The sequence below is a fragment of the Acutalibacter sp. LFL-21 genome (assembly GCF_025630755.1).
In the GTDB taxonomy this organism is placed as follows: domain Bacteria; phylum Bacillota; class Clostridia; order Oscillospirales; family Acutalibacteraceae; genus Acutalibacter; species Acutalibacter stercoravium.
Genome location: NZ_JAOTNT010000004.1, coordinates 161810 through 176964, shown reverse-complemented (window position 1 = coordinate 176964; position 15155 = coordinate 161810). Strand labels below are relative to the sequence as shown.

Genomic DNA, 15155 nt, shown 5'->3' with positions numbered 1-15155 from the left:
GCGGGTGATACAAAACTAAAAGGATTGGAGTGGCTGAACCAAATGGTGAATGTGAAACCGGTTCAATTGGGCAAGAATACTCGAATGAGCTTCGGCAAGATCGAGGAAGTCCTGAAAATGCCGAACTTAATCGAGATCCAGAAGAACTCTTACGAGTGGTTCCTGCACGAGGGGCTGAAAGAGGTGTTCCAGGATGTCTCGGGCATCACGGATTTCAACAACAACCTTGTTCTCGATTTTGTGGACTACAAGCTTGATGACAAGCCCAATTACAGCGTGTCCGAGTGCAAGGAGCGGGACGCCACCTATGCGGCCGCTCTTCGGGTGACCGCGCGCCTGCTGAACAAGGAGACCGGCGAGATCAAGGAGTCCGAGGTCTTTATGGGCGATTTCCCCCTGATGACCGAAAGCGGCACCTTTGTCATCAATGGCGCCGAGCGCGTCATTGTCTCCCAGCTGGTTCGTTCTCCCGGCGTGTACTACAAAATGGATTATGACCGCTCCGGCAAGGAGCTGTTCTCCTCCACCATCATCCCCAACCGGGGCGCCTGGCTGGAATATGAAAACGACGTAAACGATGTGTTCTATGTGCGCATCGACAAGAACCGCAAAATCCCCATCACGGTGTTCATTCGTTGCCTCGGCCTTGGCACGGACCAGGAAATTCTGGACTTCTTTGGCGACGATGACCGCATGCGCGCCACCATTGAAAAGGACACCTGTAAGACGATGGAAGAGGGCTTGTTTGAGATTTACCGCAAGCTGCGCCCCAGCGAGCCCCCCACCATCGAGAGCGCGCAGGCCCATATCCACGGCCTGTTCTTCGACCCCCGCCGGTACGACCTCTCCCGCGTGGGCCGCTATAAATACAACAAAAAACTGCGCCTGGAGGGCCGCCTGGTGGGCCAGGTGCTGGCCCAGCCTGTGGCCAACCCCTCCACGGGGGAAGTGATGGGCGAGCCCGGCCAGACTGTCACCAAGGAAATGGCGGACGCCATGGATGACGCCGGCGTCATGGTGGCCGTGGTCACCGTGAACGACAAAGAGGTGAAGATCATCTCCAACGGCATGGTGGATATCCAGAAATATGTGGGGTTTGACGCCAAGGCCGAGTGCGGCATCAACGAGCGCGTGTGCTATCGTGTGCTCTCTGAGATTCTGGAATCCGCCCAGGATGAGGAGGAGCTGAAGGACGCCCTGCGCGCCCGCAAGGCCGACCTGATCCCCAACCACATCACGGTGGATGACATTTTTGCCTCCATCAACTATATGAACTGCCTGGCCGTGGGCCTGGGCACCACGGATGACATCGACCACCTGGGCAACCGGCGCATCCGCTCTGTGGGCGAGCTGCTGCAGAACCAGTTCCGCATCGGCTTCTCCCGCCTGGAGCGTGTCATCCGGGAACGCATGACCCTGCAGGCCCAGGACCTGGAGACCCTGACCCCCCACAGCCTGATCAACATTCGTCCGGTGGTGGCGGCGGTGAAGGAGTTCTTCGGTTCTTCGCCCCTGTCCCAGTTCATGGACCAGAACAATCCCCTGTCCGAGCTGACCCACAAGCGGCGCCTTTCCGCCCTGGGTCCCGGCGGCCTGTCCCGCGACCGCGCCAGTTTTGAGGTCCGCGACGTACATTATACCCACTATGGCCGCATGTGCCCCATCGAGACCCCGGAAGGCCCCAACATCGGCCTGATCTCCTACTTGGCCACCTTTGCCCGTATCAACGAGTACGGCTTCATTGAGACGCCCTACCGCCGGGTGGACAAAGAGACCGGCATTGTCACCAAGGACGTGGTCTATATGACCGCCGATATGGAGGACCAGTTCATTGTGGCCCAGGCCAACGAGCCCTTGGATGAGGAAGGCCGTTTTGTCCACAGCAAGGTGATGAGCCGCCATCGTGACGAGTTCGTGGAGGTGAATGCCTCCCAGGCTGATTACATGGATATCAGTCCCCGCATGGTGGTCTCTGTTGCCACGGCTATGATCCCCTTCCTGGAAAACGATGACGCCAACCGCGCCCTGATGGGCTCTAACATGCAGAAACAGGCTGTGCCTCTGCTGCGCACCGAAAGCCCCATTGTGGGCACCGGCATGGAGTACAAGGCGGGCGTGGACTCCGGCGTGTGCGTGCTGGCCAAGCGGGGCGGCGTGGTAAAGTCTGTCAGCGCGGACCTGGTGCGGGTTACCTCGGATAACGGCGATATTGATGACTACCAGATTATCAAGTTCATGCGCTCCAACCAGAGCACCTGCATCAACCAGGTGCCTGTGGTCAGCGTGGGCGACCGGGTGGAAGAGGGCGACGTCATTGCCGACGGCCCCGCCATTAAGAACGGCGAGATCAGCCTGGGCAAAAACGCCCTTATCGGCTTTATGACCTGGGAAGGCTACAACTATGAGGACGCCGTCCTCTTGAATGAGAAGATCGTGCGCAACGATATGTACACCTCTATCCACATTGAGGAGTACGAGATGGAGGCCCGTGACACCAAGCTGGGGCCCGAGGAGATCACCCGGGATATCCCCAATGTGAACGAAGAGCTTCTGAAGGACCTGGATGACCGGGGCATCATCCGTGTGGGTGCCGATGTCCGTGCCGGCGACATCCTGGTGGGCAAGGTCACGCCCAAGGGCGAGACCGAGCTGACTGCTGAGGAGCGCCTGCTGCGGGCCATCTTCGGCGAAAAGGCCCGGGAGGTCCGGGATACCTCCCTGCGGGTGCCCCACGGCGAGTACGGCGTGGTGGTGGATGTGAAGGTCTTTACCCGGGAAAACAGCCACGATGAGCTGTCCCCCGGCGTCAATAAGGTGGTGCGCTGCTACATTGCCCAGCGCCGGAAGATCAGCGTGGGCGACAAGATGGCCGGCCGCCACGGCAACAAGGGCGTGGTGTCCCGCATCCTGCCGGAGGAGGAAATGCCCTTCCTGCCCGACGGCACCCCCTTGGATATCGTGCTTAACCCCCTGGGCGTGCCCTCCCGTATGAATATCGGGCAGGTGCTGGAGGTCCATCTGGGCATGGCAGCCAAGGCCCTTGGCTGGAAAATTATGACCCCCGTCTTTGACGGCGCCCATGAGGCCGATATCCGGGAGTGCTTCCGCATGGGCGGCCTGCCGGAGGACGGAAAGTTCTGGCTGCGCGACGGCCGCACCGGCGAGTATTTCGACAACCCGGTCACCGTGGGCTACATGTATTACCTGAAGCTGCACCACCTGGTGGACGATAAGATCCATGCCCGCTCCACCGGTCCCTACTCCTTGGTCACACAGCAGCCCCTGGGCGGCAAGGCCCAGTTCGGCGGCCAGCGCTTTGGCGAAATGGAAGTGTGGGCCCTGGAGGCCTACGGCGCTGCCTACACCCTGCAGGAAATCCTCACTGTCAAGTCCGATGACGTGGTGGGCCGTGTCAAGACCTATGAGGCCATCGTCAAGGGCCAGAACATCCCCAAGCCCGGCATCCCCGAGTCCTTCAAGGTGCTCATCAAGGAGCTGCAGTCCCTGGGCCTGGATGTGAAGGTGCTGGATAAGGACAACCAGGAGATTGACCTGAAGCAGAACTTTGATGAAGATGACGATATGGGCTTCCAGCATTTCGACGAGCAGAACGTGGCCGACGATCTGGAGGGCTACTCCATGGAGGATGAGAATGGAGAGCCCCTGCTGGAGGAGGACAGCTATACCGACGACGATTACAGCTTTGAAGACAGCGCTGATGACGAGTTCTAAGAAGGGAGAACAGAGTTTATGGAGTTTAACACGTTTGAATCAATCAAGATCGGACTTGCTTCTCCCGACCAGATCCGTGAATGGTCCCATGGCGAGGTAAAAAAGCCCGAGACCATTAACTACCGCACTCTGAAGCCCGAGCGGGACGGCCTGTTCTGCGAGCGCATCTTTGGGCCCATTAAGGATTGGGAGTGCCATTGCGGCAAGTATAAGCGCATCCGCTATAAGGGCAAGATCTGTGACCGCTGCGGCGTGGAGGTCACCCGCAGCAAGGTGCGCCGGGAGCGCATGGGCCACATTGAACTGGCGGCCCCCGTGTCCCACATTTGGTACTTCAAGGGGATTCCCTCCCGCATGGGCCTGATCCTGGACCTTTCTCCCCGGGTGTTGGAGCGGGTTCTGTACTTCTCCATGTATATCGTCACCGATCCCGGCAGTGTGCGCGAGCTGTCAAAGATGCAGACCCTCACTGAGAAAGAGTACCGGGACCTGAAGGAGAAATACGAGGACGATTTCGAGGCCGGCATGGGCGCCGAGGCCATCAAGAAGCTGCTGGAAGACATCGACGTGGAAAAGACCAGCCAGGAGCTGAAGGAAGAGCTGGAGACCGCCTCCGGCCAAAAGCGGGTGCGCATCCTCAAGCGCCTGGAAGTGGTAGAGGCTTTCCGGGTCTCCGGCAACCGCCCGGAGTGGATGATCCTGGACGCGGTGCCCGTTTGCCCCCCCGATATCCGCCCCATGGTCCAGCTGGACGGCGGCCGCTTTGCCACCAGCGACCTGAACGACCTGTACCGCCGGGTCATCAACCGGAACAACCGCTTAAAGCGCCTGCTGGAGCTGGGCGCCCCGGATATCATCGTCCGCAATGAGAAGCGCATGCTCCAAGAGGCGGTGGACGCCTTGATCGACAACGGGCGCCGCGGCCGCCCTGTCACCGGCCCCAACAACCGGCCTTTGAAGTCTTTGAGCGACATGCTCAAGGGCAAGCAGGGCCGCTTCCGCCAGAACCTGCTGGGCAAGCGTGTGGACTACTCCGGCCGTTCCGTTATCGTGGTGGGCCCCGAGCTGAAGATGTATCAGTGCGGCCTGCCCAAAGAGATGGCCCTGGAGCTGTTCAAGCCCTTCGTGATGAAGCGCCTGGTGGAGACCGGCGCCGTGGGCAACATCAAGGCCGCCCGCAAGTCTGTGGAGCGCGCCAAGCCCGAGGTGTGGGACGCTCTGGAAGTGGTTATCAAAAACCACCCCGTGCTCTTGAACCGCGCGCCCACCCTGCACCGTTTGGGCATTCAGGCCTTCGAGCCCGTGCTGGTGGAGGGCCGCGCCCTGAAGCTGCACCCCCTGGTGTGCACCGCCTACAACGCGGACTTTGACGGCGACCAGATGGCCGTGCATGTGCCCCTGAGCGCCGAGGCCCAGGCCGAGGCCCGCTTCCTGATGCTGGCCGCCAACAACCTGTTGAAGCCTGCCGACGGCAGCCCCGTCACCGTGCCCACCCAGGACATGGTGCTGGGTTCCTACTACCTGACCCTGGACAAGGACGGGGAGAAGGGCGAGGGCAAGGTGTTCCGCAACATGGACGAGGCCATGATGGCCTACGATGCTAAGGATATCACACTTCACTCTAAGATCAAGGTCCGCCGCACGGTGGACTTCAACGGCACGCCGGTCAGCGGCCTGGTAGAGACCACCATGGGCCGCATGATCTTCAACCGGCCCATCCCCCAGGACCTGGGCTATGTGGACCGCTCCACCCCCGAGGACGCCCTGAAGTTTGAAGTGGACTTCCTGGTGGGCAAGAAGCAGCTGGGCCAGATCATCGACCGCTGCATCAAGGTCCACGGCACGGAGCACACCGCTGAGGTGCTGGATGAGATTAAAGCCCAGGGCTACAAGTACTCCACCATCAGCGGCATCACGGTGGCCGTGTGCGACGCCACCATCCCTGAGTCCAAAAAGGATATCCTGGCCGCTGCCGACAAGGAGATCGACGAGATCCGCGCCGAGTACGCCGAGGGCTTCCTGTCCGATTCCGAGCGCTACAACGCGGTGCTGCGCACCTGGGAAAAGGCCACCAGCGACGTGACCGACGCCCTGCAGAAAGGGCTGGACCGGTACAACCCCATCTACATGATGGCCGACTCCGGCGCCCGAGGCTCCATGTCCCAGATCCGGCAGCTGGCCGGTATGCGCGGCCTGATCGCCAACACCTCTGGTAAGACCATCGAAATCCCCATTCGGGCTAACTACCGTGAGGGCCTGAACATTCTGGAATACTTCATCTCCTCCCGAGGCGCCCGGAAGGGCCTGGCCGACACCGCCCTGCGGACCGCTGACTCCGGTTACCTGACCCGGCGTCTGGTGGATGTCTCCCAGGAGGTCATCATCTTGGAGGATGACTGCGGCACCACCGAGGGCCTGGAGGTCTTCGAGATCACCAGCGGCCCCGAGTCCATCGAGTCCCTGAAGGAGCGCCTGGTGGGCCGTTACCTGGTGGAGGATTACTGCGACGAGAACGGCAATGTGCTCGTCTCCAAAGATAAGCTGATGAGTGATGAGGACGCGGACCTGATCGTCTCCCGCGGTACAGAGCGCATCAAGATCCGTTCGGTGCTCAACTGCCGCGCCAAGAACGGCGTGTGCCGCAAGTGCTATGGCGCGTCCCTGGCCAACGGCAAGCCCGTCACTGTGGGCGAGGCCGTGGGCATCATCGCCGCCCAGTCTATCGGCGAGCCTGGCACCCAGCTGACCATGCGTACCTTCCACACAGGCGGCGTTGCCAGTGAGGAGGATATCACCCAAGGTCTTCCCCGCGTGGAAGAGCTGTTTGAGGCGCGCCGTCCCAAGCATGTGGCAATCATCAATGAGATCGACGGCAAGGTCTCCTTCCAGGAGATCAAGAAAAACCGCCATGTGGTGGTCACCAACGAGGAGACCGGCGATTCCCGCTCTTACCTCATCCCCTTCGGCAGCCGCCTGACGGTGAAGGAAGGCGAGTATATCAAGCGCGGCAAGCGCATTACAGAGGGCTCTGTCAATCCCCATGACGTGCTGGCTATCAGCGGCACCCAGGAGGTCCAGGATTACCTCATCCAAGAAGTGCAGCGTGTGTACCGCATGCAGGGCGTGGATACCAATGACAAGCACATTGAGATCATCGTCCGCCAGATGCTCCGCAAGGTGCGGGTGGATGACGCCGGCGATACGGGCCTGCTGGTCAGCGCCCTGGCTGACAAGAACGAGGTGCTTTCCGCCAACGAGAAGATCCGGGAGCGCATCGCCAACGGCGAGACCGAGCTGCGCGAGGCCACTTATACCCCCATCCTGCTGGGCATCACCAAGGCCTCTCTGGCCACCGATTCCTTCCTGTCCGCCGCCTCCTTCCAGGAGACCACCCGTGTTCTCACGGATGCCGCCATCAAGGGCAAGGTGGACCACCTGATCGGCCTGAAGGAGAACGTCATCATCGGCAAGCTGGTTCCCGCCGGCACGGGCATGAAGTGCTACAGCGATGTGGAAATCCAGTCTGTGAATGGGCCGGATGACGAAGGCCCTGCCCCCGCTACCCACGAGGAGGAGAGGGAAGAGGATTTCCAGCCCGAGGAGGAAGACCTCTTCCAGGAGGACCTGGAGGATGAGAACCTCTCCACGGAGGACGCGGAGGAAGAGCCGGAGCTGGAAGAGCCCCAGCAGGCCGGCGCCTGAAAAGCCCCATAAATCGAGAAAAAACTTGACAGACCTAAAACCCTGGTGTTATAATAATAAACCGAGCGGTTTTCAGGTGAAACCGGCTTTTTCCTTGCCAAAACAGGCGGGGGAGAGGCGGGAATTTCTGTGAAAAGTTTAGGAAAACCGCGCTCCGGCTTAGCCGGGGCGCTTTCCTTTTCGCCCGCTCGAAACGATTGGTGCCAAGGCGAAAACGCCAGCACATAAATATTTTTAAGAGGAGGTGCAATATGCCAACCTTTAATCAGCTGATCAACAACGGCCGTTCCGTTGCTGAGAAGAAGAGCAAAGCGCCTGCCCTGCTCAAGGGCTGGAACTCCAAGAAGCGAATCGCTATCGACCAGGATTCCCCCCAGAAGCGCGGTGTGTGCACAACTGTGAAGACCCAGACCCCCAAGAAGCCCAACTCCGCCCTGCGGAAGATTGCCCGTGTGCGGTTGTCCAACGGCATTGAGGTCACGGCCTACATCCCCGGTGTGGGTCACAACCTGCAGGAGCACAGCGTGGTTATGATCCGCGGCGGCCGTGTGCGTGACCTGCCCGGTGTGCGGTATCACATCATCCGCGGCACCCTGGACGCCCAGGGCGTTGCCAAGCGCATGCAGGCCCGCTCCAAGTACGGCGCCAAGCGGCCCAAGGCCGGCAAGAAGTAAGCATCCGCTTGCTTTCACGCTTGATCGCAAAATATCGTATGGCTGAACCGCGTAAAACCGCGGAATATTGGCATATTACACTTTGATCCCCATGGGACCGTAATTTGCCGGATTGGCCAACGGGAGTTTTTGTGCTTTCGAGTACCGATGATATCATTTTATGAAGGAGGGAAGATCATGCCAAGAAGAGGCAATGTGGCAAAGCGCGATGTTTTGCCCGATCCTATGTATAATTCCAAGCTCGTCACCCGCCTGATCAACAGCATCATGCTGGATGGCAAGAAGGGCGTTGCCCAGAAGATTGTGTACGGTGCCTTTGAAATCGTGCAGGAGAAGACCGGCAAGGAGCCCCTGGAGGTGTTCGAGCAGGCCATGGAGAACGTGATGCCCAGCCTGGAGGTCAAGGCCCGCCGTGTGGGCGGCTCCACCTATCAGGTGCCCATGGAGGTGCGCCCTGAGCGCCGCCAGACCCTGGGCCTGCGCTGGCTTACCGCTTACTCCAGAAACCGTTCCGAGCGTACCATGAAGGAAAGACTGGCCGGCGAGATCCTGGACGCCTGCAACGGCGCCGGCGGCGCCGCCAAGAAGCGCGAGGATACACACAAGATGGCCGAGGCCAACCGGGCCTTTGCTCATTATAGATGGTAACGCAAGCAGGTATTTAAGGAGGAAACTATGGCCAGGCAGGTACCACTGGAACTTACTAGAAACATCGGCATCATGGCCCACATTGATGCTGGTAAAACCACCACGACCGAACGTATCCTTTTTTACACCGGCGTGAACTACAAGATCGGCGAGACCCATGAGGGTGCCGCTACCATGGACTGGATGGCCCAGGAGCAGGAGCGCGGCATCACCATCACCTCCGCCGCAACCACATGTTTTTGGCCCGACCGCAACGGCAAGCAGAACCGTATCAACATCATCGACACCCCCGGCCACGTGGACTTCACCGTAGAGGTGGAGCGCTCTCTGCGCGTGCTGGACGGCTCTGTCACTGTGTTCTGCGCCAAGGGCGGCGTGGAGCCCCAGTCTGAGACTGTGTGGCGCCAGGCGGAGGAATACAAAGTTCCCCGCATGGCCTATGTGAACAAAATGGACATCATGGGCGCCGATTTCTACCGCGTCGTCCAGATGATGAAAGACCGCCTGAAGTGCAACGCCGTCCCGATCCAGCTGCCCATCGGCAGCGAGGACACCTTTAAGGGCCTTGTGGACCTGGTGGAGATGAAGGCCTATGTCTACTACGACGACCTGGGCAAGGACATCCGCTGCGAGGAGATCCCCGAGGACATGAAGGAGCTGGCCGAGAAGTATCACACCGAGCTGGTGGAGCATGTGGCCGAGCTGGACGACAATCTGATGGACAAGTATCTCTCCGGTGAGGAGCTCACCATCAATGAGATCAAGGACTGCATCCGCAAGTCCACCATCGCCAACCACATGGTGCCTGTCACCTGTGGCACTTCCTATAAGAACAAGGGTGTGCAGAAGCTGCTGGACGCCATCGTGGACTATATGCCCGCCCCCACCGACATCCCCCCCATCAAGGGCATCAACCCTGAGACGGAGGAGGAAGAGGTGCGGCATTCTTCCGATGAGGAGCCCTTCTCCGCTCTGGCCTTCAAGATTGCCACCGACCCCTTCGTGGGCAAGCTGTGCTTCTTCCGTGTGTACTCCGGCACCATCGAAGCCGGTTCCACGGTTTACAACTCCGTAAAGGACAATAACGAGCGTATGGGCCGTATCGTGCAGATGCACGCCAACGACCGGAAGGATATCGACCGGGTTTACGCCGGTGATATCGCTGCCGCTGTGGGCCTGAAGAACACCACTACCGGCGATACCCTGTGCGATGAGAAGCATCCCATCATCCTGGAGTCCATGGAGTTCCCGGATCCCGTTATCCGCGTGGCTATTGAGCCCAAGACCAAGGCCGGCCAGGAGAAGATGGGCATTGCCCTTGCCAAGCTGGCTGAGGAAGACCCCACCTTTAAGGCATATACCGATGAGGAGACCGGCCAGACCATCATCGCCGGCATGGGCGAGCTGCACCTGGAAATCATCGTGGACCGCCTGATGCGCGAGTTTAAGGTGGAGGCCAACGTGGGCAAGCCCCAGGTTGCCTATAAGGAGACCATCCGCAAGAACGCTGATGTGGACACCAAGTATGCCCGTCAGTCCGGCGGTAAGGGCCAGTACGGTCACGTTAAGATCCGCATTGAGCCCAACCCCGGCAAGGGATACGAGTTCGTCAACGCTGTTGTTGGCGGCGCCATTCCCAAGGAGTATATCCCCGCTGTTGACCAGGGTATCCAGGGAGCCATGCTCTCCGGCGTGCTGGCTGGCTACAACGTGGTGGATGTGAAGGTCACCCTGTACGATGGCTCTTACCACGAAGTGGACTCCTCTGAAATGGCGTTTAAGATCGCCGGTTCTATGGCCTTTAAAGAGGCTATGCGCAAGGCGGATCCCGTGCTGATGGAGCCCATTATGAAGGTTACCGTCATCACTCCCGAGGAGTATATGGGCGACGTGATCGGCGACCTGAACTCCCGCCGCGGCATGATCCTGGGCATGGACGCCATCCCCGGCGCCCAGCAGGTCAACGCCGAGGTGCCCCTGTCTGAAATGTTTGGCTATGCTACGGACATGCGCTCTAAGACCCAGGGCCGTGGCCAGTACACCATGGAGCCCGCTCATTACGCGGAGGTTCCCAAGAACATTTCTGAGAAGATCATCTCCGAGCGGGGCAAAAAGTCTGAATAAGTCTCAAATTCCACTTGCTTTTTCCATGCTTTGTTGGTACAATGAAGCGTATAAAGCCGGAATATCTTTTCTTGCAAATAAAAGGAGGAAATCCCAATGGCAAAGGAAAAATTCGAAAGAACGAAACCGCACGTTAACATTGGCACCATTGGCCACGTTGACCACGGTAAGACCACTCTGACCGCCGCTATCACCAAGGTTCTGGCCATGAAGGGCGACGCCCAGTTCATGGACTACGCCAACATTGATAAGGCTCCCGAAGAGCGCGAGCGCGGCATCACCATCAACACCGCTCACGTTGAGTATCAGACCGACAAGCGCCACTACGCCCATGTGGACTGCCCCGGCCACGCTGACTACGTGAAGAACATGATCACTGGTGCTGCTCAGATGGACGGCGCTATCCTGGTTGTGTCCGCTGCCGACGGCCCCATGCCCCAGACCCGTGAGCACATCCTGCTCTCCCGTCAGGTGGGCGTGCCCTATATCGTGGTGTTCATGAACAAGTGCGATCAGGTGGACGATCCTGAGCTGCTGGAGCTGGTCGAAATGGAGATCCGCGACCTGCTCAACGAGTACGAGTTCCCGGGCGACGATACCCCCATCATCAAGGGTTCCGCTCTGGCTGCCCTGGAGAGCACCTCTACCGATATCAACGCTCCTGAGTATGCTCCCATCCTGGAGCTCATGGACGCTGTGGACGAGTATATCCCCACTCCCGAGCGCAAGTCTGACCAGCCCTTCCTGATGCCCGTTGAGGACGTCTTCACCATCACTGGCCGCGGCACCGTTGCCACTGGCCGTGTGGAGCGTGGCGTTCTGAAGATGAGCGAGGAAGTTGAGATCGTTGGTCTGGCTGACGAGACCCGCAAGTCCGTCGTTACCGGCATCGAGATGTTCCGCAAGCTGCTGGACTTCGCCGAGGCTGGCGACAACATCGGCGTTCTGCTGCGCGGCATTCAGCGTACCGACATCGAGCGCGGCCAGGTTCTGGCCAAGCCCGGCACCATTCATCCCCACACCAAGTTCAAGGGCCAGGTTTACGTCCTGACCAAGGATGAAGGCGGCCGTCATACTCCCTTCTTCAACAACTACCGTCCTCAGTTCTACTTCCGTACCACCGACGTGACCGGCGTCATCTCCCTGCCCGAAGGCACCGAGATGTGCATGCCTGGCGATAACGTGGTGATGGACGTTGAGCTGATCACCCCCATCGCTATCGAAGAGGGCCTGCGTTTCGCTATCCGCGAGGGCGGCCGTACCGTTGGCTCCGGCGTGGTCACCGCTATCAACGCCTAAGTTCTTTCGGAATCTTTTCTGAACACAGAAGACCGTCCCGCAAGGGGCGGTCTTTTTGTGTTGTGAAATCCGGCGCTTTTTATAAATTCTTTCTTGCTCATTTCTTAAAACCATTTCTTTTGCTGGAACTTCTGATATAATGAAACTGTAAGCAGAGGTGATTGTTGAGGAAGGAGGAACTCCTATGAGCGAACTGGCAACGGATACGAAACGGAAAAAACTTTCTTCCAGAGGGAAACAAGTGCTGGCCTATTCCATTGTGCTGGCGGTGTGCTATGCGGCATTTTGGCTCTTTGCCGGCGGTATGGGAGCCATGGGCTACTCGTTCCTTGTGCAGCTTTTCACCCTGCCCTTGGCAAATTTCATCATCGCCCTTTTGATGGGTTTGGACAAAAGCTGGAAGGGCCGCCAGTGGTGGCTGCTGCTGTACTTTGGCTTCGGCTTTTTTCTCATGCAGTACGGCACCTTCTCCCTGGCCAATATGCTCTCCAAGGGGAGCTTTAATCTGCCGGAGTGGGGGCTGTTCTCCACAGGCATGGCCCTGGCTCTGCCCGGTATGGCCCTGGGCTCTGTCATCCGGTGGGGAAGGGAGTTAGCCGCCCGCCCTGAGGGACTGCGCCGGGCGTGGCTGGTATACGGCCTGGTGTGGGGCGAGTGTGTCCTAGTCCCATATCTGGTCGCCTTTCTAAGTTGGGCCTGCACCTTTGTGGCGCTGTTTGTACCCATCCCTGAGGGCGTGTTCCTTTCTGTAGAGAGCATCATCCCGGCGCTGTTTTTGGCCGGCCCCTGCGGGGTGGCACAGCTGGCTGCCGCGGTGATGGGCTTCTTCCTGGGCAAATCCCCAGACTGGACCCGCCAGGTAAAATACCTGCCGTTGTTCGGGGCCGCATCCTTCCTCGGCGTGGGATTGGGGTTATCTTTCCTTCCCTGGGAGCTTTCTCCCCAAGTGGCGGCTGTTTTGATGCTCGCGTCCTTCCTGGTTGGGATGGTGCCGCCCTTGGTGGGCCTGGGCTTGGCCAGGGGGGCGCTGGCAAGCCGTATCCGGTAGAGGGTATATCGGAGATAGAAACTTCCTGTTGACAACGCTTTCACAGCATGCTATACTATTTGTCACACAATTGCATACTTCCTTATCAAGAGAGGCGGAGGGACAGGCCCTGTGATGCCCGGCAACCTAGGGAAAGCCAAGAAACCATGTGGTTTGGCTGACCAAAAGGTGCCAATTCCTGCGGTGTATACCGAAAGATGAGGTGAAAAAGGACCCTCGTTTTTCGAGCGGTCCTTTTCTTTTTCTCAAAAAAGAAGCTTGATAGGAGTGGAAATTTTTAGAAAGGGGAATTGTGATGACAAAAAAGCTCTTTACTTCCGAATCTGTAACAGAAGGGCATCCCGATAAGGTCTGCGACCAAGTCTCCGACGCAGTGCTGGACGCCATTTTAGAACAGGACCCCGAGGCCCATGTGGCCTGCGAGACCACCGCCACCACCGGTGTGATCCATGTGATGGGGGAGATCACCACCTCCTGCTATGTGGACATCCCCGCCATCGTCCGCCAGGTGGTGAAGGACATTGGCTACGACGACCCCAAGTGCGGCTTTGACGGCAACACCTGCGGCGTGCTCACCTCCATCGACACCCAGTCCCCCGATATCGCCATGGGCGTCAACCAGTCCCTGGAGGCCAAAAACGGCGAAACCGATGAGAACTCTCTCACCGGCGCCGGGGACCAGGGCATGATGTTCGGCTATGCCTGCGACGAAACCCCCGAGCTGATGCCGCTGGCCATCTCCCTGTCCCACAAGCTGGCCAAACAGCTGGCCGCTGTGCGCAAGGATGGCACCTTGAAATATCTGCGTCCCGACGGCAAGACCCAGGTCACCGTGGAGTACGGCGGGGACACTGTCAAGCGGGTAGATGCCATTGTCATCTCCACCCAGCACGACGAGGACGTGAAGATGGACAAGCTGAAGAAGGACCTGATCAAGTATGTGATCAAGCCCGTGGTGCCCGCCCAGCTGGTGGACCAAAACACCCGCATCTTCATCAACCCCACCGGCCGGTTTGTGATCGGCGGCCCCGTAGGAGACAGCGGCCTTACAGGCCGGAAGATCATTGTGGACACCTATGGCGGCTACGGCCGCCATGGGGGCGGCTGTTTCTCCGGCAAAGACCCCACCAAGGTGGACCGGTCTGCTGCCTACGCCGCCCGCTGGGTGGCTAAGAACATCGTGGCCGCCGGCCTGGCAAAGCGCTGCGAGATCGAGCTTGCCTACGCCATTGGTGTGGCCCATCCCGTCTCCATCATGGTGGATACCTTTGGCACGGGCAGGGTTAGCGACGAGCTGCTGGCACAGGCTGTGGAAAAGGTCTTTGACCTGCGCCCCACTGCCATTATTAAGGAGCTGGACCTGCGCCGTCCCATCTACCGGCAGCTGGCCGCTTATGGCCACATGGGCCGGGAAGACCTGGACGTGCCGTGGGAAAAGAAAAACCGCACCGAAGCCCTTCTTCGGGCCGTGGCGGAACAGTAAAACAGGGGCGGGCCTGGTGCCCGTCCTTTTTCTGTGTGACACGCCGCCTTTTCCCTGCATAGGATGTGTGTGGGAGGTGGTCTGATTGGAAATCGTGTTTTGGGGCGTGACGGCGGCCCTGGCGGCCCTGGGGCTTATTGAGCTGGTGCGGATGCTGGTTTTTTGGATCACCCGGCCCCTGCGCCCCGGTGCCATCACCCTGGTGCTTTCCATCGAGGATGGGGAGGAGTGCGAGCAGCTCATCCGGGCAGGGGTGGCCAGGCTCCAATGGATGGATTGGGGCCCCTGCCGCTTGGTGTGCGTCAATAAGAGGCAGGACCCCCAGGTGGAGGGGATCTGCAAAGTGCTGGAGCGGCGCTATCCGCAGCTGACCCTTTGCAAAACCCAGGATTTGGTGTATCATATATTGCAGAGCGATCAAGCGGATTAGCCGCTATGGGGGAAC

Annotated in this window: 9 protein-coding genes and 1 riboswitch; all 9 genes read left to right on the top strand. The window is 59.2% G+C overall.

What is annotated here, in order from left to right; genetic code table 11:
* Positions 1 to 42: 42 nt before the first annotated feature.
* The 9 genes from rpoB to ODJ80_RS06380 all read left to right on the top strand — a co-directional run bounded on the left by rpoB (position 43) and on the right by ODJ80_RS06380 (position 15140).
* Positions 43 to 3732: a DNA-directed RNA polymerase subunit beta gene (gene rpoB, locus ODJ80_RS06420; protein ID WP_263041405.1), complete on the top strand. Its 3690-nt coding sequence runs from the start codon at positions 43 to 45 to the stop codon at positions 3730 to 3732.
* Between the two features lie 18 nt (positions 3733 to 3750).
* Positions 3751 to 7434, top strand: coding sequence for a DNA-directed RNA polymerase subunit beta' (gene rpoC / locus ODJ80_RS06415; RefSeq protein ID WP_263041404.1), 3684 nt, complete (start codon positions 3751 to 3753; stop codon positions 7432 to 7434).
* A 251-nt stretch (positions 7435 to 7685) separates the two neighbouring features.
* Positions 7686 to 8108, top strand: coding sequence for a 30S ribosomal protein S12 (gene rpsL / locus ODJ80_RS06410; RefSeq protein ID WP_178862516.1), 423 nt, complete (start codon positions 7686 to 7688; stop codon positions 8106 to 8108).
* 177 nt (positions 8109 to 8285) lie between these two features.
* Positions 8286 to 8756, top strand: a complete 471-nt coding sequence (gene rpsG / locus ODJ80_RS06405; protein ID WP_178862518.1) for a 30S ribosomal protein S7 — start codon at positions 8286 to 8288, stop codon at positions 8754 to 8756.
* Positions 8757 to 8783: 27 nt separating this feature from the next.
* Positions 8784 to 10880: an elongation factor G gene (gene fusA, locus ODJ80_RS06400; RefSeq protein WP_263041403.1), complete on the top strand. Its 2097-nt coding sequence runs from the start codon at positions 8784 to 8786 to the stop codon at positions 10878 to 10880.
* Between the two features lie 96 nt (positions 10881 to 10976).
* Positions 10977 to 12179, top strand: a complete 1203-nt coding sequence (gene tuf / locus ODJ80_RS06395; protein ID WP_263041402.1) for an elongation factor Tu — start codon at positions 10977 to 10979, stop codon at positions 12177 to 12179.
* Between the two features lie 184 nt (positions 12180 to 12363).
* On the top strand, positions 12364 to 13227 hold the full coding sequence (locus ODJ80_RS06390; protein WP_263041401.1) for a hypothetical protein: 864 nt from the start codon (positions 12364 to 12366) through the stop codon (positions 13225 to 13227).
* A gap of 79 nt (positions 13228 to 13306) precedes the next feature.
* A riboswitch (SAM riboswitch) is annotated at positions 13307 to 13431 on the top strand.
* A gap of 91 nt (positions 13432 to 13522) precedes the next feature.
* A complete protein-coding gene (gene metK / locus ODJ80_RS06385) occupies positions 13523 to 14710 on the top strand; it encodes a methionine adenosyltransferase (RefSeq protein WP_263041400.1) in 1188 nt (395 codons plus the stop codon).
* Between the two features lie 85 nt (positions 14711 to 14795).
* Positions 14796 to 15140 carry a hypothetical protein gene (locus ODJ80_RS06380; protein ID WP_263041399.1) on the top strand — a complete coding sequence of 115 codons (345 nt, stop codon included), beginning with the start codon at positions 14796 to 14798 and terminating at the stop codon, positions 15138 to 15140.
* Positions 15141 to 15155 lie beyond the last annotated feature (15 nt).

What these genes read in the sequence shown, in the direction of transcription:
- rpoB (WP_263041405.1), top strand. Translation starts at nt 43, where the DNA reads ATGGTGAATGTGAAACCGGTTCAATTGGGCAAGAATACTCGAATGAGC.
- rpoC (WP_263041404.1), top strand. Translation starts at nt 3,751, where the DNA reads ATGGAGTTTAACACGTTTGAATCAATCAAGATCGGACTTGCTTCTCCC.
- rpsL (WP_178862516.1), top strand. Translation starts at nt 7,686, where the DNA reads ATGCCAACCTTTAATCAGCTGATCAACAACGGCCGTTCCGTTGCTGAG.
- rpsG (WP_178862518.1), top strand. Translation starts at nt 8,286, where the DNA reads ATGCCAAGAAGAGGCAATGTGGCAAAGCGCGATGTTTTGCCCGATCCT.
- fusA (WP_263041403.1), top strand. Translation starts at nt 8,784, where the DNA reads ATGGCCAGGCAGGTACCACTGGAACTTACTAGAAACATCGGCATCATG.
- tuf (WP_263041402.1), top strand. Translation starts at nt 10,977, where the DNA reads ATGGCAAAGGAAAAATTCGAAAGAACGAAACCGCACGTTAACATTGGC.
- ODJ80_RS06390 (WP_263041401.1), top strand. Translation starts at nt 12,364, where the DNA reads ATGAGCGAACTGGCAACGGATACGAAACGGAAAAAACTTTCTTCCAGA.
- metK (WP_263041400.1), top strand. Translation starts at nt 13,523, where the DNA reads ATGACAAAAAAGCTCTTTACTTCCGAATCTGTAACAGAAGGGCATCCC.